Consider the following 19,493-nt stretch of genomic DNA (forward strand, 5'->3'; position numbering starts at 1 on the left):
GTTAGTCCTAATTAATATAAAAAAAGCTTTGGCCAAAAAGTCTATTTTGAAATTTTGGTAGGTTAATGGAATCGAATAGAAGGTCCGTCTCTTTAGTACACTTCTGATTAATTAGATAAATGATATTTTGAAGAAGTGCAATTAATTTAAATGGACTGTTGTATTCATTGAATATGGGTGCAGCAATGCAAAGAGTCTTTTTTCTATCGGTTGATAATGCCCATGGGTTCACCAGGGTAAAGCTCACCTTGGCATTATTATGTTCAAATGGTCGTGCATAAATATCAAGAACATCGGATAAAGTAGATACCTTTAATTCTTTTGAAATGTCAGTAAGAATCTCACTGACTTGAAGCGCTGTTTTATCATGAATATCGCTTATAGTGATGCAAACACCACTATTACTATTCATTAAATTTGCATAAAGAACTTCAATAACCATGGACTCGTCTTTGGATAAATCCTTTAAATTGGCATTGACTAAATCTATGATCCGATCTGATTTTTGTTCAAGTTTAATTTGAAGCAAAAGCGGTTCATTCTTTTTTGAAACAGGGAGTACTTTATAATCGCTAAGATTGTAATTTAACCGCTTCATTTCAGTAATCAGTGTTTCTTTGGCATTATCAAAAAGCTTCTGATCTCTCTTGGTTAAACCAATAACAAAATTTGTGGACATGAGTATATTCATGATCCACAAAGCAGTAGATAAGGATAAAACACTATCCTTAACAACTTCTGAATCTGAATCAGAAAACCCAGATATTTGCTTGATTTTGTCGGTTATCGAAATCATGTGAACCCTTGTTTAATTCGGCATTTTCATCTGAAACTTTGTCAAAAAGATTAGTTTGATTAAGTACGTCTTGGATATTTTTTTGTGGATCATCACTGAGTAAACATTGGAATAGGGCGCTAATTAAAGTAGCAAGTGATGTGCCATAGTCATTGGTACACTTGATTAACTGGCCAGCATCTAAGCAAATTGGTGTTTCATCATCATAAAGCAAGTGTAATTCTGGTGATTCAGCATAAACCAACTTTACATGAGTATCCGTGATGATTAACTCAACTTCTAAGTACTCATTATTTTCTAAAAAATATTTAAAGCGCAACATCAATGCATCATCGCCACGTTCTATATATACAATTTGTCGATCGGTCGTATTGGTATGGGTGACGAATCTATTCTCTTTTGTGATCTGATCAATGTAGTTCAAAAAGATGGTTTTGAGTGACGCACTTAAAATACCTTTGGCAGCGAGTTCACTTTTCAAGTAAGGCAGAAAGTTTTCAAGATTTTCATGCAATGGTTTTTGCATTCGATCATCTCCAATGGGATTAATAAAAGGGCATACACATCAAATGTACAGCGACTCAGTTATGACTATTTCGTTATAACAGTTACTTAAAAGACTGCAGACTGTTTGACTTATAAAACTGATACTTTCGCCACACTTTTAATTCAGAAATATCTAACTTGTTTCTAAATCAATATGGCTTTATTTGATTATAAAGCCACATTGAAAGTTTAAATATTTAAAAATTATTTTTAGTATATACCTAAATCTAAGATTTAAAATGGATCTAACTTTTAACTGGCAAACTTTGTTGCTTTGGTTAAAAGGGTTAAGTCTTCATGGAATTGATTTTTTAAAAACCCATAGTTAAAAACGTAACTAATAAAGGTGAAAAACTCTAATTGGTTCGGTATTTTGTCTTCAAGAATACTGACCTCTAATTGCAATGTTCCTGTTGCACGTTTCTTAGAATGAAACTTAAGACCATCAAATGTTTGACCGTAATAAGTTGATATTTCCAAGAAAACTAAACGGAAAAAATAAGGGAAGATTTGAGAAACAACACGCTCAGGATCATCAATTTGAGTTAAACGTCTACCGTTGTGATATTTAAACTTAATACCATCAGCCATACTTTTTTCTACCAACAGGCGAATATAGGCATGACTACGAGTAATCATGCTTTTAAGTGGCGTTTTTGCTTCATGAATATTTTCGTATTGCATTTAGTTATCTCACATCTCAAGTCTTAATTGGTCAGCTTCATTTTCTTTTTCAATCGAAACTTCAGCAATAATTTTTTGGGTATTTTCGTTTTGCAGATCTTGATCAAATATTTCATTCACACAAGTTTCGACTAATTGTTCAGTCAAGTTTCTGCAGATCTCAAACTCTAAACCTTTAGGTTGTACGGTAGGGTAGCCGTCAATTAAAAATGAGTTTTTCATTTCATTTTCATTTGAAACTTTAGAGTACAAATAAGTCTCAAAATAACGGGCAAACATTTCGGTACTGGTCGCGTAATACGGCGTTGCACGATTTTCAGCACTGTCGATATTTAAACAATCCTTTTTATAACGCGATAGATTGTCACTAAAACGAATATCACCTACGCTTACTTCTACGTCTTGCGACTTATCAAAGAAGTTTTGCATTTGAGTATGAGGATTTTTAACACCCTCAGGCATGTACTTCTCTACCAGGTTATAGAACTTGTATTTAGATGACTCTATCAAGTATTCAGATAGGTTTTGCGATAGTGTTTTTAAATCCACATTCGCTGCAGTCGCAACACCTGTAATTTTTTCTTCCAAACCGGTTGTAGGTAAATGATGTTCTGGCTGGCGCATATCATTAAGTTTTTGCTGATAGCGCTCAAACGACTTAAAGCTTATAGCATTAATGTCAGTGTTAATTTTAGAGACAATGACATCCACCTTGTCTTGAACCGTACTGAAGAAAGATAGGTTTTTATCAGCTTTATATTCACGCTCATACTTCTTCAAGTACTCTTCAATTTTCTCAAACTGACGGCGAATGAGATCTTCATAGTGCTTTTGGTGCCAGTCAAAGAAGTTGTTTAAAGTTTTGCGCGTAGAATTAGGATAATTCTCTTTATTCTTAATCACTTCATCATGCATTGAATCAGCAACAATGTGGTACGCCTTGATTGCAGTCTCAGCATTCTCATGAAGTACTTGACCGTAATTTTTCATTGGCTGAACTGGCTCATTCATCATCGCACGATGTAACTTTTCAAAAGCACGACCGGACTCAGTAACAGGGGAGTATCCAGCATCCAACATATTTGATAAGAAGTGTCGTGCACCTGGTATCTCAAAATTAGGGATGTCTTCATAATAGTCCTGAAGTACAGAACGATTCATTTGAGCGTGATTTTTATATACTTCCGCTTTTTCCAACATCCCCAAGTGTGCATCTAGCGCATGGCCATACTCATGAGCCAAACTTCCAGATCCGCTATCACGAGTCAAGTTAACCACGTTCTTAGACAGCTCAAAATGCGCTGCAGATCCTTTAATTCCGCGTGAAGCCAAAGCAACACCCAAGTTCAATAAACCATTGTTTGATTTAAAGCCCATGAGTTGTTTTAAGTCAGCCAATGAGTCATACACGGCATTAACCAACTGTTGAGCCACAGGACTAACTTTATTGCCTACTTCAACACCACGGATAGAAAAGTCATCTTTAAGCTTGAATGAATCCACATCGGCACCTTGGCGATGATCAGGACCAGTACGAGAGTAATTTAACAATCCGTAAATGCTTGATTGGACTTTTTCAGTCACAAAGCCATTTTCAAGTTTTTTCACTTCACTGGTAAATGACGGCAAACGTGGTGCTTTAGGTGTATTCACAGCTTCAGTCGTTGCTTCTATAACTGGTGCAACAGGATCTTTAACATAAATAGGTGCAGATTCAGCTTTAACTAAACCACTTTCAATCGCACTTTTCAGAACGTATGGTTCAAGCACAGTTGAATATAAGCCAGTGCGTTGCATGTTGCTGATCGCATCGCTCACATCTTTAGTGACTTTCGACTTACCGTAAAAATCAAAGATCTTACCTGTTGATAGAATCTCACTGAGTTCTTTATCAATCGTTTTTTCGATGATTTTCTCAAGCTGAACACTGATACCGCCTGTATGTTCTGGCATAATGTAGTACTCATTCAAATTGCTAAGCAATTCGAAGTAGTTTTTGTAGTTGTTCTTGGTACCTTTACTATAAAGCCCGATATAGTCTTTACGTTGGCGATCAGTCATACCAAGACTTTCAGCAGATAAGCTTTTATTGTTTCTTACCGCATGAATCAACTCTTCTTGAGTATCTACCATCAAATTTCTGATGTTAGAAACAACAGCCACATACGCACGTAATTCTGTCGCACGTTGGCTATCAAGCATCAACGCATTTTTAGAGAATAACGGTTTAGTTGGGCAGTAGTCATACATTGCCTTTACGAATATTTTGTCATCAATACCGAGTGGCGTATTGGTGTACCAAGCTTGGAATTCTTTATTTGCAACGATTTTTGCTTTTCGATAGTCCGTAGCTGTTTGATCGGCTGATGTCGCTGAAATATATTCCAATGAAATATATTCTCCGTAGCGATCTTTATGTGCACCGCCAAACTTGGCACCTACATCACCTAAGTACGTAGCCGGGGAGTCACTTGGCTCTACCTTTACATCAACAGGCACATATTTGTCTTTTGGTACCAATTGATCGATAAACGTGAAGTCAGTAAACACACGGTTTTGAAGTTGTAAGACATCTTCAACTGAGCGCATACTTTTAACAGGAAAAACGCACAGAGACTTGTAATCACCGTGAATATCGCCTTTATCACCAAAAAGTTTAACCGATGCATATTCATTGTCGGTCGATGGCTTGATGGCCAAAAACAATTTGTGATTTTCAGTTTTGATATACGGCTTTATGTGTGCGGTTTGATCGTATAGAGCACCAAGCGTATTCGTAATCAAAGTTTGGAAATGCAAACTTGCTAACCGCTTATTCTCAAAGTCAGTTTTGTGTTTAATCTGAATTTCAGGCAAGTCAGATAGTGCTAATTGCTCTAAAGTGGTACCGAAATTAACCTTAGATTCGATAGCATTTAAGATTTCGTGACTATACTGGTCTACATCATCAAAACCAGTAATCAATTGATACTGAAAGTCATGAGACGGTATACGAAGAAGCACGGCAGTCAATTGAGGCTCATAGTCCGTATCAACCATAAACAATTGCGGTGTTTCATCTTGTTGAGATGATTTGTTTAGCAACTTGTATTGGTGAACTTTAGGGTTGGAACCTACAAAATGCTCAGCATAAGCCTGTTTAACCGTATCTTGTAAAGCTTTGACATGCTCAAGCATGACGGTATTGACTTCATTTAACGCGGTTAAGGATTTATATTTTTCTGCAAACGCCTCATTCACGGCGATCTGCTCTAACATAAATCTAGGCTGAATATCCTCAAGTTCTGGATTGCCTACACGCTTTAATACAACACTAAATTTAAGGTTATTAATGAATGGATCAGGTTCACCATTGATACCATTGCTAAAAAGTTCTTTAAGATCGCTTTTCTGCAGTTTAGAGCTCACCAAATCAAACGGATGAACTTCTTCAAATGCCTGAACATCAAAAACTTTGGTTAAGTTTTTAGGCATGATTGCTGTCTGGCCATCTACATGAGCGATAACATAGGTGTACGCTGGAGAGATGTTGCTCAGAAGCTCAGTGACTTCATTCGGTTTTTTCTCGTAGCTAAGATCCTCAAACTTTTCGTATGTTGCAGAATTAAGATTGCTGATGAAATCTAATTTAGAGTTGAAATTAGATGGATGATCAGAAATGTACTGGAACATCTTGTTTGGTAAAGACGTAAACACTTTATTGATTAAAGTTTGCTGACTGTCTTTAGCTTTGAAGAAGTTGAGATCTGACTCGTAATATTTTTCAAAAGTGAACTTAGCTGGAGGCATAAACGTCATGCTGTTGCGTGAAGTCGATAACTTAAACAAAGCATTCGCAGACGTTTTAACCGCATCTCTATCATTAAAGCCAGTAGCCTTATGCATATTGGCATCTAGGGAAACTGAATGCCCAATAAACGGCGCATTTTTGTCTTTATGATTGTAGAGGCGTATATACTGAAGATCATTCTTTTGAAACACGGTGATAAACAAATCATGATCAGGGATCTTGATTGCGCCGTGGTGATCTTCATAGTGCTTTACAGCATTTTCTAGCTGAGTGTTAAAGTATTCAGATTCACTATTGAACTGTACGTTCTCTTCTTCAGCTGATAGCGAAAAATATTTAACGTTATTCTGAAAAGCTACATTAGGTTTGAGAAGATCCTTAATCACCTCAAATTCTTTTTGTACTTCAACATCAAATTTGCCAAAAACTGTACGCTGATTAATATCAATCAGGTTCAGATAGTTGAATAGCTGAATGTTGTTGTAGTTGTGGTTCGGTAGGGCAGTTTTGTTTAACTGGAGCTTACCATCTTCTAACTGCATGCTTTGGACTTGCTTTAAGTCATCTGCAGTCAGCTCTACACCAAAGACTTTCTTAGTTTCTTGTTTGAGCTCTTTATCTTCACCAGCAATCACTAAGGCAGCTATTTTTTGTGCCTTGTCATAATCGCCATCTTCTAGATATAGGGTTTTCTCAACAAAATACTTGGCAATGTTCGCATACGCTTGATTTGTTGCTTTGTAGGCATCGGTAGACAATGAATAATGTTTGTTTTCATCAAATTCATTTGATTTAACGGTTTTAACTTTTAAATCGTCAATGTCACCCGTTGGTTTAATCTGAACATAGATTTCATCTGCAGCGAGATCCATGTTCGAGACAAATAAGGTCGAATTTTTAGAATAAAACTGACGTTCGATACTCGACAACAAATCCTTTGCATCTTTGCAGTCTTCTTCGATGTCAGACTGCATATCTTCAGCAATCGACTTGATGTTTTCGCCACGGTCATCCTTTGTGATAAATGACCAGTCTTGTTGCGGATATTTGGCTGTTAATGCCTTTTGGAAGCTTTGAACTTCAACAAAGCGATTGAACTGACGGTCCAGACTAAACCCATCTGTATGTGATGAAGTTTTAGCAAAAATATCCTCAGGAACAGAATCAGATTTAGTCTTACGATTAAAGTTTTCACTTGCATTTGGCACCAATAAATTACGGAATAAAATCTCATTTACACCGTTCTTTAAGAATGACGCACTTTTAGTTTGTGATAGAGATTGTTTTAAAAATGCTTCATCAAAGTTTGATTCATCAAGAAGCCGAGTAAACTCTTCAAAATACGCTGAAGCTAATTTATCGTTATTAGCAAGATCAGCCGTGCACAGATCGCTTAACTCTAAACGCTGTGCATCTTGCTCTAGCTCTAACGGCGCAGAAAAATCACCAGCAACAAAATCATTGATATTTTGCTCAACATAATTGTTCGTGCGTGACATCAACATATTAACTGCAGTTTCATTATTCACAAATTCCTGAAGCTCAGGCGTGTTAATTGAAACCAATTGATTGTCGAATTGCTTAGATAGTAATTTGAACAGATCCGCTTTGTGTTGATTACTTTCTACTTCAGATTCAAAACCTACAAATTTGCCGTTTTCATCTTTAGCGTAGTAGAAGCTGTTTTTATTAAACAAAAAGGTATTTGTTGCAGACGTAATGCCAGATACCAAAGTTTCACTTTGCCATAAGACTTTTTTAACTTCATTGTACTGTTTTGAGATCTCAACATTGTGTGTGTCGATTTCGTCAGAGATCGCTTGAATATCATCTACGCTGAAGCTTTTTGTTTGTGTAGCTGAGCGCACGACATCTTGAATTTCAGCATATTTCTGATTTAGATAATCACTATATTGCTTCTCAATTTGTTGAGCTTGTTCGGTAGCCTTAGGAATGACATAGACATCCAAGATCTGTCTAATTTCAAGCATAGACGGCGCGAAATCACGCACCTTGTCATTGCCTCTTGCATCCAATAATTCTTCAGGAAACTTTAAGAGCTCTTTAAGTACGGCAACATCATCAATTTCTGGAGTAGGGAGGTCATTTGCAATGTTGAGTAGATCAGACTCAGTAATAGATGCCTTCTCAGTTGCCTCAAAATTAACATCAAGATCATTCAAGATCTCGTTAACATTTGATTCATTGAGTTGTTCTTCTAGTTTACGCTGTTTGATTTCAGCAGATTGGTGATCATAGAACGCATTAAACTTAGGAACGATGTTTACAGAGAATTCAGAGAACTCTTGGCTCAGATCGGCAAAGAAAACTTTACCTGTTGGCATCTGGCGTACCATTTGTTGTAAGACATCATGGCGAAGCATGGCAGCGTCATACACCATCTTATCTACAAGGCGTGTTTCAATACCTTGTTTAGACGCCATCCATGTGCCGTGTTCATCTTTATAAAAAGCTGGAATACCTTGTTTAGCTGATTCTAATAGCTTTGGATACGGCAATTGCTGTTGATTAAACACACGGTCTATCACAACAAGATCAGAAGCTAATTTTTGTACATAAGCATCAACATCTTTAAAGCTCATGTTAAACATTCTGTTGCCACGGCCATGCTCAATCAGCTGATTAAAAGTGGACTCGTATTCATGAGCAAAATGCACCAGGTTAATATTGTCATTTAACCCCAATGCTTCATACGGATCATGAGCAAAGATTTCAGGAATATGGCGCAAGTCATCAATAATCAGTAACGAACCATCTTTTTCGTAATTGACGGGTACTGCAAATGGAGACAACTTAATTTTGGCTAGTTTATCTGGACTTTCGCCACTGGCCATCGCCGATTCTTCATCTAGATAGACTTTAGAGAAGATATTTTCATAGCCATAATCTTGAAGACGATTAAAAGGAATTTTTGAAGACTGAAATTGAGCCAAGTAGGATTTGTTCGATTCCTGAAGACTGGTTTTCAGCGTATCAAGGATATTAGATCCATTGTTTAGCTTGCTGACATACACTTCAGGGAAAGCGGAAAGGCGTTCGGTCGCTGATGCGAAGTAACTTTTCCAGTTCGGAATGTTCTTTTTAAACGGTAGATTGGTGAGATAAATATCTTCTTGCTTAGTCGGTACTTTCATATCGTTGGTAAACGCTGGAAAGACCTTCTGAAGATCGTTTAGATCGATACCAGACTTTGCCGGGTTTTTATAGTAGTACGCATGAATACCATCATCATTTTGCACTTCATAAAAATGGGCATCCATTAACACTTGTTCAAATTGCTTAGAACTGTTTTGTTCAATAGATTTTTTGAATTGCTCAAATTCATTAACAACAAGCATCGCCGTTTTTGGGCGAAAATTGTTGGCTGGCGATACTACAAGACGCGCACCAAGACCAGTTAAATTAGGCCATTTAACTTCATTCACTTTATAGTCTCCTACTTGGTCACATAGCATGATCCAAGACTTTAAAACGACTCTTACGAGTACTTATATGTGCTTATATTAAACTAAAAAATTAACTTTGAGGGAGGGTTTAAGCGTTATTCTTTAAAATAGTATATACCGAGTAAATAGCACTGTTTAAATACCTATCATTTTTAATAAAACCATCTAAAACCGTGCACTATTCTTTCTTTTTTTATAAATAAAAATGCCACCGTATAAAAAAAGATGCCACCCACAGGGGATAGCATCCAAGATCTCAAAATTGCTTATAGTGCCAATTCAGGATCGCTATTCTTTTGTTTGCTTAATTCTGGATCTGCTTGTACTTCAATGTTGGTCATGAGCTTAGTCCAATATTCATCGTATTCAGCTTGTGACATCTCATTAATGACTTCATTCCATTTAACTAGGTTCTCATGTTGATCTGTACCCGGTTGGAAGAAGTGCATTGCATTTCTGACATACTGCTGATGATCAGCAAAACGCAGTTCAGCAATATTTTCCTGAATATAGTCCAGGCCTTTCACCGTAAATTCGCGAATCTCCTTCATGATTGCATCTTTTTCTATACCATGCGGTTGAGTTACAGAAGATGAACCACCTTCAGGACAAGGGTAAACAAGCCAATCATTACGCAAGTTCATTTCTGCTAAGGTCACTTGTAAGTACTGCTCACCACTACGGGCAAACATTTCATGTGCGGTCGTCCAATACGGCTTCTTAGCACTTGTTAAGCCCTCTAATACCATCGCATTTTTGTAGAAATCAGTTTTTAGCTGAGATTGATTAGCTGATGTTAAGCGATCGTTCGTCTGTAAGCTTAAAGAAATTAACTTTAAGTGTTCATCTGACAATGGTTTAGGGCTGTTTTCTTTGATGAAGTCGAGTGCACATATCGCAAACTGACTACGCAACATTTGTCGATAATCACGGAATACAACTGATCTAAAGACTGTACTGTTCGCTGCACCAAGTACTTGCGCTGCAAAGACACGATCATGATCAATTTCAGAACGAGATTGCGTGATATATTTGTTGAGCTCAGTCCGTGGGATTGGATACTCATTTTCAGACAAGAACTTATGCAAGCCTTGGGCAACGTGCATATAACGTCTATGCTGTATAGCGTCTTTTTGGAAAAGTTCAGGATCTTCATGACGATTAGCGAAGTTAATCAATGAAGATAGTTCAGTATGCAACTTGCCACGTTCCGCAATAAACGTATTAATTTTCTCTTTTATGCTGTCTCTATCTGGCGTAAACAAATCAACAATGTCAGGTTGATCTATCAATGTTTTATCCAAAATCGTTTTGATGCTGGTTTCATAAAACTTGACTTGATTCTCAAGACTCGTGCGAAGTACTTCTATCGAGTCATCCTTTTTCATTGGCAAGTAATACATCGCTTGATTTACTTTGGCTGCAGCTTGCAACAAATCTTGGTTAATGTTGGCATACTTCTCAGACTTAATGTTATTCAATTCTGCAAAACGAGTTAGATAAGGCTGTACGTTTTCCATCATCATTTTTGGTTGATTGCGTGTCATCGCACTAAAAATGAGATGGTCATAGGCATGGAAAAATTCATGACCAAACGAGCCAAAACCTGAATTCTTGGTTAAGTTAATCACACGGTTAGATGGCTCGTAATGTGCCATCGCAGCGGAACGTCCACGCGAACCAAAAGCAACACCCAACATACCGTTAAAGCCAACAAATTTCGGATCTATATCAAGTGCCTTAGCAAGAGCGAAACAACCGTCATATGCGTTATTTAACGCGATTTGACGATCGCTCTGGTTCAAGTACTCGCCAAACTCTACGGCTTTAAATCCAAAGGTCGCTTGCAAGGTATGTGCTGTAACATCTTGGCCATTACGTGAAGCAATGTTTTCCGTCACAACCACATCACTGAGCTTGAATGCCTTACGCATAGTACGAGGCTTAGCATACTCTTTGAATAGGGCATCTAAGGTACTCGCCGTGTCATCTACAATGTGCGATACATTCTTTTCAGATAACGAGACTTCTTGAGTATCATCATTCTCTGCAGTTGCGTCTTTGGTTTTTTTAGCAGTTAACAGATCCATTACCTGTTCAGATAGACCAGCATCAGATCTGCTAAATAGCGTACTCGAATCTATAATGTTGCCACTTCTAAAAGTAACAGTCGCTTTTACTTTGTCTTGGAACGGTTTGGCATCAATCGCACTACGTATTTTTTTATAGATAGAGTAGGTGCCTTTAACTGGCGGTAACTCTTTCCGTAAATGATGAAGTGCTTCAGTGAGCGTTTTACGTGCTTCAGTACTATCGGTTTTCGCCAATTCAGAACTAATAATCATGTCAGTGGCAGCATATTCAGCATAGCTTTCTACCAATGAAAATAATGACCGATCTAATGATTTAAACGCCGTGAACAGATCTTTGTCTTCATTCAAACGAACGTATAAATCACATGCATTAGGAATAAATTCACGAACTGTTTTTGCTTCCATTAATGCATCACGCATACTTAAAACAGCGTCATAGTATCCAGCACCTACTTTTTTAAACTGTTCTTCAGTGGCATTTTCAAGCGGATAACGTGGCTGATCATTCGTCATCTTGCGTACAGCGTCAGTCAGCAAGTGAATGTAAATATCTCGACCAGCTTCTTTTGCTTGTAAAACCGATTCCTTTTTCCAAATTTTGTCACGCGTAATTAGGTTTTTGACTTGCAAAAGCGACATATCTTGAATCTGACTGAGCGATAAACGTGGACCATACAGATCCTTTTTCGCACCAGGCATTTTCATACCCGTATCTTCAATAAGTCCAACTTCAGAACGTGGCTCAGTGGCTTTCGGTTTGGTTGTTTTTGGCTCTTTTGGTGCTTCAGCTTCAGGCTTACCCTCAGACTCAAACAGTGATGTTTGCTCTGGAGCAACTGGCTCAGTCGGCTCTACAACTTCTACCGTTGCTTCCTGTACTTCTGGTTCAGTAGGCTTTTGAACTTCAGGTTCAGTTACGATCGGTTCTTCAACCAATGGTTCTTGGGCAACTTCTACAACAGGTGCGCTTTGAACCATATGTTCAGGTTTATATACTTGATCGCGAGACTTAAATAATTCTGCTTTTTTGAATGATTTTGCAAAATCAGTAATTAAGAAGTTCTTAGAGTTCGGGTGCTTTGGCGTAGGAAGAATTTTATAGCCTTGATCAACAAATTGCTGATGTTCGGCATTATTCACAATGGCCAGTTTTAACGGAGATTGATCATCGGCAACTTTAATCGCGAGATCGAACCGGTCTTTAGATTCAAGTAGCTTTTCACCAAAGGTAAAATCAATTTTATTGACCAATGTTGAAATATTAACAGCCACAATCTCATTAAGGCCTTTAACATCAATATTTTCAAAACCTGGTGATAATGGCACCTTGATTGTCTGCAGTATGTTTTCACGTAGCCCAAGATCATTTAATACTTGGTCCACAAGATGCGCTTTTATCCCGTTTAACTGGAAGTCTTTAAACAATCCACCACGCTCGTTGAATTTAGCAAACTGCTCAACATTATCAAAAACCCGTAATTGATCATGCTGTAAAACTGGTGTGTCTTTATCAATGACAGAAATCACTAAATCAGCACCGTCATTGGCCACAATAATTTTGGAGCCGTTTTCAAACGCTTGATCCATTTCTTTTTGATTGATGTAGTCGGTAAAGACGTTCATCAAATCAACATTGGTCATCACATCATTGCTTTTCACAAAATCGATTAGATCTTGTTTCGCCGTTGGATCGATGTATTGATTATCGGCATCACGCAAAGTTAATGCCTTGTAATCGTCCAACTCAGGGTTAAACAATACCTTTTCTTTTAGGTGTAGGTTTTCGATCGACTGGAAGATCTGATAGCGTTTTTCTAATGAGTCGATCAAGTACTGCATTTGCTCTTGCGTACTTAAAACTGAATCATTGCTAAGCGTCAAAGCTTTAAACAGCGCCTTATCGTCTGCAGCTAAGTCATTCAGACTTGATTTAACGATTAAGCGATCGGTAGACGGAATCTGTTCACCGCTGAAATATAAGTTAATCGCACCGTGCTTTTGTTCATCAGCTGGTGAAACCGTGAGATAAAGATTTATCTCAGGAAACTCAAACTCTTTGATACGTTCTGGATTGGTGATAATGCTTAAAAGAGATCCCGTTTTTGTCTCGAGGGATTTATTTTTTAGTGCCGTCCATTCTTCAATAGAACGATTTTCAAATGACTGCAGTAGGGCAGAATTGATTAAATCACGGTTGAGGTTAAATCCATTCGTGAGTGAGTCTGGAGTCGATTGTAATGCTTCAAGCACAAGCCCATGTTTAAAGAGATTGCCAAAGTCATTTTTACTGTTAACATCGGTCTTCTCAAGTGGCAAGAAACTTGATGCATGCTCATAGACATTCTTAACTTCAATATCAAGCTTTAAGCCTTTTTCATATTTCGGTACCGCTTCCTTGGTCAAAATACGATTAAGAATTACATTCTTAAGGTCATCATAGGTCAGCTTGTTTTTGCTGATCGGATTAGAGCTCAGGATATGTTCAAACGAAGAAGCACCATTAATCATAATGGTTTTTTGCTTTTGTAATGAACTAACCTTTTGACCTAGATCCATCGGCAGTAAGCGAATGAAGTTCTGATCAGATGCTATCGTACTGCTATACACCGCCAAAGAACGTGCGCTAACTTCAGGCTCAACCATCAAAGCGTTACCTTCAGCTAGGTAGGTTTTTACCGCTTCTTCAGTCAACGTGACGACATTTTCAATTTTCGAGTCTTTTGGCGCCGTGACTTCATTGTAGGTCGGTGTTAGATAACCTAGTGCCATCAAAATATGCTTGTGCTCATTATTAATAATGGCAGTAACCGCTTCAGATTTAGACTCTTCACCCACGGCATTTTGATAAAAGTCTTGTAGATAGCGCTTATACGCCATACTTACCGCGACCTTTTTATTTAAGGCAAAAAGCTGTTCTTGTGTATTTGAGTTGAAGTGGTCTTTATGTATCACCTTAGGCAGATAGTTTTGAAAGCTGTCTACCACATAGATTTCATCTTTTTCGAGTGTTTCTTTTAAAGACAAAACTTCATTGGTCGCAGCAAAAACAATCGCGTTGGCCAGTGCATTACCAGGATTCGTGCGTACACGTAATTCCTCATTTATCGCATGATTGAGTTGCGACCTAATATCAGGTAATCGGTTAAGGATAGGGGAGTCAGGATTGTTGCCAATATTGCTACTCAGCTCAGAAAGCACATGAGCCACATCGATGCGCTTATTAAAACCCTTGTAGTTACCGTCCTGTTCTAACAGGTTATAGAATCGCTCTAAGCTTTCATCCGATAAATATTGTGATGCAATGCTATGGGCATCACCATCACCAAGCGCCGTAAATTGGCTATTAATACTATGCAGTTGTTGAAGAATACGAGGCATTTGCTGATGAAATGAAAAGTAGTTTTTACCTACATTTTCAGCACTGGTCGCAATCATGTCCTCAATACTGTTATCCAGCACTGATACAGCATTCGAGAACACCATATCGTTAAAATCTGGCATTGCAGATTCTTGAGATGGTGAATATCCCAAAATAGAATATTCAAACTTTTCGACTGCAGATAACTCTTGATCTTGTTCATCATAATAATGAACCACATCAAACTGGTTAACAGCTTCATTCCAAAGCCCGTTAGGTTCTTCACCTAGATCAACGTTGAAATGATAAATGTCAATGTCATTTGAGGTGTGAGTAGCTTCAAACTCGTTCGCTTCATCCAATAGACGTTGCATTTCATCTTGCAATTCATCATCGGTGACAACGCTTTGTAGGAAGTTATCCAGATCCGTGCCGTATTCTTCACGGTCTATCACTGAATCAAAAAAACTATCATAAAGATTGTTCAGACGCGTAGAAGCGATGTTTAACTGACTTAATGCCAATTCCATTTCATAAGCTTGATCTTCATAGGCTTGCTGATCCAAAACATACGCATTTTCAGTAGCAACAGCGACTTGAATCGCAACCGCTTTTTCAATACGCTCACTGATGGTATGTGTTGCTTTTGCTTCAACAATGGCTTGACGTTCTTCTTTGAGCTTTGCAATTTTTTGTAGGTATTCTTGCTTAATTTTTCGCATTAAAGCGAGTTTAGTCAAAGAGTCCTTAATGACTGGTTCCGGAATGTTCGGCTTAAACTTTGTGTGTCTAAAAAAGTGATCAATTCGATTGAACAAACGTTTTACTGGAACCTTAGGTTCAGGCGGTATGGTTTGCTTAATTTGATTGAGATCCAAGCTTTCTAAACTTGTACCGATGTCATCCAAACTTTCATAAATTAATTCACGATCAAAACTGCTATCACCAATTGAGTAGGGATCAAATGTTCTTAAATTATTAATATTATTTTGAACGCTTTGGATCAGGTCCTTAATCTTATCGGTAAGGTCGAATTCTTCTACATCTAAAGTTTGGTTGTTGTATTCCCAAACTTTCCAATCATTGTCCACCAGCTGTAACGCAGTTGTTTCTATACCAAATGGTGCCAATGCTGACGGGATGCTGTTTTCTTCGTATGAATACAAACAGTCATTGATTTTCGTGACTAAGGTTTGAAGCTTGATCAATCCTTGGTGATTAACGGCATGATCATCCGATCTAAGCGCATTCACAATTGGATCAATGCTCGTATTCAGTCCCTTATTCAGCTCTCGAATATCAATAAATTGCTTCGGTAAGCTGTTATACGCTGGCCATGCTGGATGTGAAGATATTTTATAATTGGTCAGCTCAGGGATTTGCGTAATATCTTTTAGGGCAAGTACTTCACCGCCTGAATTAACCGAAATCACTAGCTGTTTGCTTAGTTCAATAGGCTCTATCGTATCTTCTATGAGTCCAGCATTTAGCGCTGCTTCTTTATCAACATAATAACGAGTCAGTGTTTTATCTGCTTGGTACCCGTAATTGTCTAAATCAGCCAACGGCAATGGATCTACTGACTGCAGTAATGTCGGTAGCTTATTCCAGCCTAAATCTGCTTTATTGAATTGTTTAACCGCACCCATAATGGTTGTATTTTGGGCAAACGGTTTTTGCTGTTTTGCTTGGTAAAGCACAACGGACTTTTGATTATTGAGTTCAAATAGGGATTGCCACTGGTTTTTTTCAGCACTACTCATTGGGTTTTGCAGATATATATCTGACATATCCATTTCAATGAGGTCATTTTTAGAGTCGTAAGGAAAAACAGATTTTATGTCAGCAAGAGAGAGACTATCTTGCGAACTCTTATACATAAAACTAAGGTCGTTATTTTGCTCATTGGTGATATAAACAAACTTTCCAGTCTGTTTTAAACCAGTTAAGAAGCTGTTTAAGGATGTGTTCAACTTTTTCTCTAAAAGCTCAACATCTTTAATCTTAATAATGGCTGCTTGGTTTCTTGAATCAGTTTTAGGGGTTACTACAAGTTGAGCGCCAAAGCTACTCAGATCCAACCATTTCTTTTTAGTTGACATATAAACTCCATGGCAATATGTATAAGCATCTTTTAATTAAAATATCAAAGCACCATCGGTTACTTTTGAGCGGTATATACTAAAGATTATAAGAGAATTTATATAAAGAAACTATCTAAAAGGGTTTTAAACAAAAAAAAGAGATGGCTTAAAACCATCCCTTTTTTTTAAGTTTTTTTCATTATCAGTCTGATAATGAAAAAATCAGGCTATTTACTTGCCATTGCTTGTGAAAGTGCAATCCTACGAATGTTACCCGTAGACTTAGAACGATCTGTCACTTCAATTGAGCCGTCAGATAATTTGCTTTCAGCAGAAACTAGCGCAGCCAATACCGCTTCTTTACGTTCATTTGACTTGTATTGTTGATATTGCAAGTTCAAGCGTTCAGTACTTTGAATTAAACCATCGACCATCAAACCACGTTCATCTTTAATCGCTTGTGATTTAGCAAAGTCTTTGTAATCTTGCCCTGAACCTAAATAACGAGAGACACTTTTTTCCAAGTGTTGCATCGGTGCAAGTTTGGTACTTGAATCATGACTATTGGTACCACCACCAGCAACAGGGGAGTATTGCGCTTGAATTGCTTTCAAAGAGGTAATTGCTGGAGAAGTTAAAGCATCTTTCGCCAGTTTAGCCATCACATAATCTTGACCAGCAGATGTTTTCGCAATTTTACCGTCAATTGGGGCATCAGGTAGACCAACCATGTTGTTGATCAATGCATTTTGAGCACGAGCCATCGCCGTGTCTGGCGCTGCAGTCGTGAATAAAGTTGAAGCTTGTAAACTTAGACCAGCATTTTCACCAGCAGCACCACATAGTCCAGACGCAGCCTGAGAAGTGGTACAAAACTCATTATGAGCTTGTAACATAGCTTCTTGTGCTTTGTGAGGGTTCATGTAGACACCAGGCGCAGCAACCACTTCAGAGCCAACTTTATTTAAAATTGAACTATCAGCAGATTTATTGTCTTGTTGAGCTTGTTCACGATCGCCTAAAACTTCACACGCTTTAAATGCTTGGCCATGTGCACCAAACTCAAATTGAGCTTTTTTCATTTGCTCACTTTGTTTAACAGCTTGGTACGCCGTTACAAGACTTTGTGCGTTTTTATGTGCGTTATCTGAAATACCTTGAGCAGATACAGCCTCTTGTTTCGTCAGGATCTTAATCGCTGTCGTCACATCATCTTGTTGCTTTTTAATGCCCAAAGATAAGTTTGTGTCCAACGCACGTAACGCAGCGCTTTCCACCGCATCAGCCTGTTGAATAAGCATATTCAAGGTATTTACTGCCATCGGGTTGCCCACGGAAGCACAGTAATAAGCAGATGCAGAACCGCTAATGATGGCGAGGGTTAAACCGAGTGCACTAATTCTTGAACGAGAGCCGTGCGCTTGTGGCGCTTTCATAACTTTACGTGATGTTCTTTTCGGAGTACGCATTATTTAGTCTCCTTAAAATTGAGGCATAGTTTGTGAAAGCTTAACTTTCACTGACTGGCCGTATTTCGTTTTCACATCATCTTTTATCGGCTGAGATTTCGCTAAAAGTAATGCAGACAATAAACCTTCTTCACGCAAACTTTGCTTGTAAGTTTGAAGATCTAAATAAACAGAAACGCCGTTAATGATATTGGCTTCTTTAAGTAGACCGCGTGGATCTTGCATCGCCATCGCCATTTGCCATTTTTTAGCTTCAGGACCACCGTAGTAACGTGCGATTGTTTGGTCGATCAAATCGTTGGCAGACACCATTTTGCCGTCAATATCTTTGAATGATTTTGTATTTTGCGCGTCAATAACCGCCAAGCTATACGCTGGCATAGCAAGTAAAGCTGTTTTTTGGTTGGTTGCTTGCAAATAATCTCGACCAGCTGGAGTACGTGCCGTTGCATTAGACAATGATTTATCTGGTGTACCTAAAATGTTTTCACGCACGTAATGTCTTGCAAGAGCTTCTTTTGAGCCAGGTGCAACAGACTTAAACAGTAGGGAAGCATTGGTATCGCCACCCGGTAATTTAGACAACGTACATTGACCAGCTTGTGCTTCAGCAACCGTACAGAATTCAGCTTTATGCACGTTTAGGCGTTGATTAATCACTTCCTGTTGAGAGCCAACTAATTTACCGCCGACTTGAGAAGTTTGAGTCGCCATATCAGCTGCTTGATCAATCACTTGACCAGATGCACTCGACATATTTGTATTTTCAGCCAAAACCTCACAAGACTTAAAGCCTTGACCAGTATTGGCACCATAAGCAAATTGTGCTTTTTTCATGGTATCTGACTGTAAAAGCGCTTGAATACCAGAGGCAATAGTTTGGGTATTTTTAGTTGTCGCATCGGTAATTTGGTTAGCAGCTTGCGCCTTTTGCTTCACCGCAACTTTAAGCGCTGCAACGATGTTTTCAGTCGAATCATCTAACTTTCTACGGGTACTTTGAGATACTTGTTGAATATCATTTGCTTGGTTGCTTGCATGCTTAGGAATCTGAGAAGACATCTCGCTCATAATCGTACCCAAACCAACCGTAGCCCATTCAGCAAAAACAGGACTACTAATCACCAAAGTTGCACCTAAAATGACAGGTACAAACTTTGATTTTCCTTTAGGCTGTCTTAAAGTATTTTTACGCTTTCTCATAGT

7 protein-coding genes are annotated in these 19,493 nt (G+C 38.2%); all 7 read right to left on the reverse strand.

The window, feature by feature from the left end; all coding sequences use genetic code 11:
- Positions 1–7: 7 nt before the first annotated feature.
- Positions 8–796: a hypothetical protein gene (locus ACTL4S_RS10075; protein WP_441299295.1), complete on the reverse strand. Its 789-nt coding sequence runs from the start codon at positions 794–796 to the stop codon at positions 8–10.
- Positions 750–1,322, reverse strand: coding sequence for a hypothetical protein (locus ACTL4S_RS10080; RefSeq protein ID WP_077170154.1), 573 nt, complete (start codon positions 1,320–1,322; stop codon positions 750–752). Before ACTL4S_RS10080 ends, ACTL4S_RS10075 begins: the two co-directional genes overlap by 47 nt.
- Positions 1,323–1,594: 272 nt before the next feature.
- The gene (locus ACTL4S_RS10085; protein ID WP_005005806.1) at positions 1,595–2,026 is read right to left on the reverse strand and encodes a hypothetical protein; all 432 of its coding nucleotides are present in this window, start codon (positions 2,024–2,026) and stop codon (positions 1,595–1,597) included.
- Between the two features lie 9 nt (positions 2,027–2,035).
- On the reverse strand, positions 2,036–9,262 hold the full coding sequence (locus tag ACTL4S_RS10090) for an LPD1 domain-containing protein (protein ID WP_441299296.1): 7,227 nt from the start codon (positions 9,260–9,262) through the stop codon (positions 2,036–2,038).
- Between the two features lie 287 nt (positions 9,263–9,549).
- Positions 9,550–16,836: an LPD1 domain-containing protein gene (locus ACTL4S_RS10095; RefSeq protein ID WP_125269076.1), complete on the reverse strand. Its 7,287-nt coding sequence runs from the start codon at positions 16,834–16,836 to the stop codon at positions 9,550–9,552.
- 209 nt (positions 16,837–17,045) lie between these two features.
- The gene (locus ACTL4S_RS10100) at positions 17,046–18,287 is read right to left on the reverse strand and encodes a hypothetical protein (RefSeq protein WP_044108753.1); all 1,242 of its coding nucleotides are present in this window, start codon (positions 18,285–18,287) and stop codon (positions 17,046–17,048) included.
- Between the two features lie 12 nt (positions 18,288–18,299).
- Entirely contained in the window at positions 18,300–19,490 is a 1,191-nt protein-coding gene (locus tag ACTL4S_RS10105) for a hypothetical protein (RefSeq protein ID WP_005028684.1), read from the reverse strand.
- Positions 19,491–19,493: the final 3 nt, after the last annotated feature.

The organism is Acinetobacter lwoffii (assembly GCF_052078135.1).
GTDB lineage: Bacteria > Pseudomonadota > Gammaproteobacteria > Pseudomonadales > Moraxellaceae > Acinetobacter > Acinetobacter lwoffii_Z.

Coding starts and splice junctions, on each gene's coding strand:
- ACTL4S_RS10085 (WP_005005806.1), bottom strand. CDS start 2,026: ATGCAATACGAAAATATTCATGAAGCAAAAACGCCACTTAAAAGCATG.
- ACTL4S_RS10095 (WP_125269076.1), bottom strand. CDS start 16,836: ATGTCAACTAAAAAGAAATGGTTGGATCTGAGTAGCTTTGGCGCTCAA.
- ACTL4S_RS10080 (WP_077170154.1), bottom strand. CDS start 1,322: ATGCAAAAACCATTGCATGAAAATCTTGAAAACTTTCTGCCTTACTTG.
- ACTL4S_RS10100 (WP_044108753.1), bottom strand. CDS start 18,287: ATGCGTACTCCGAAAAGAACATCACGTAAAGTTATGAAAGCGCCACAA.
- ACTL4S_RS10075 (WP_441299295.1), bottom strand. CDS start 796: ATGATTTCGATAACCGACAAAATCAAGCAAATATCTGGGTTTTCTGAT.
- ACTL4S_RS10105 (WP_005028684.1), bottom strand. CDS start 19,490: ATGAGAAAGCGTAAAAATACTTTAAGACAGCCTAAAGGAAAATCAAAG.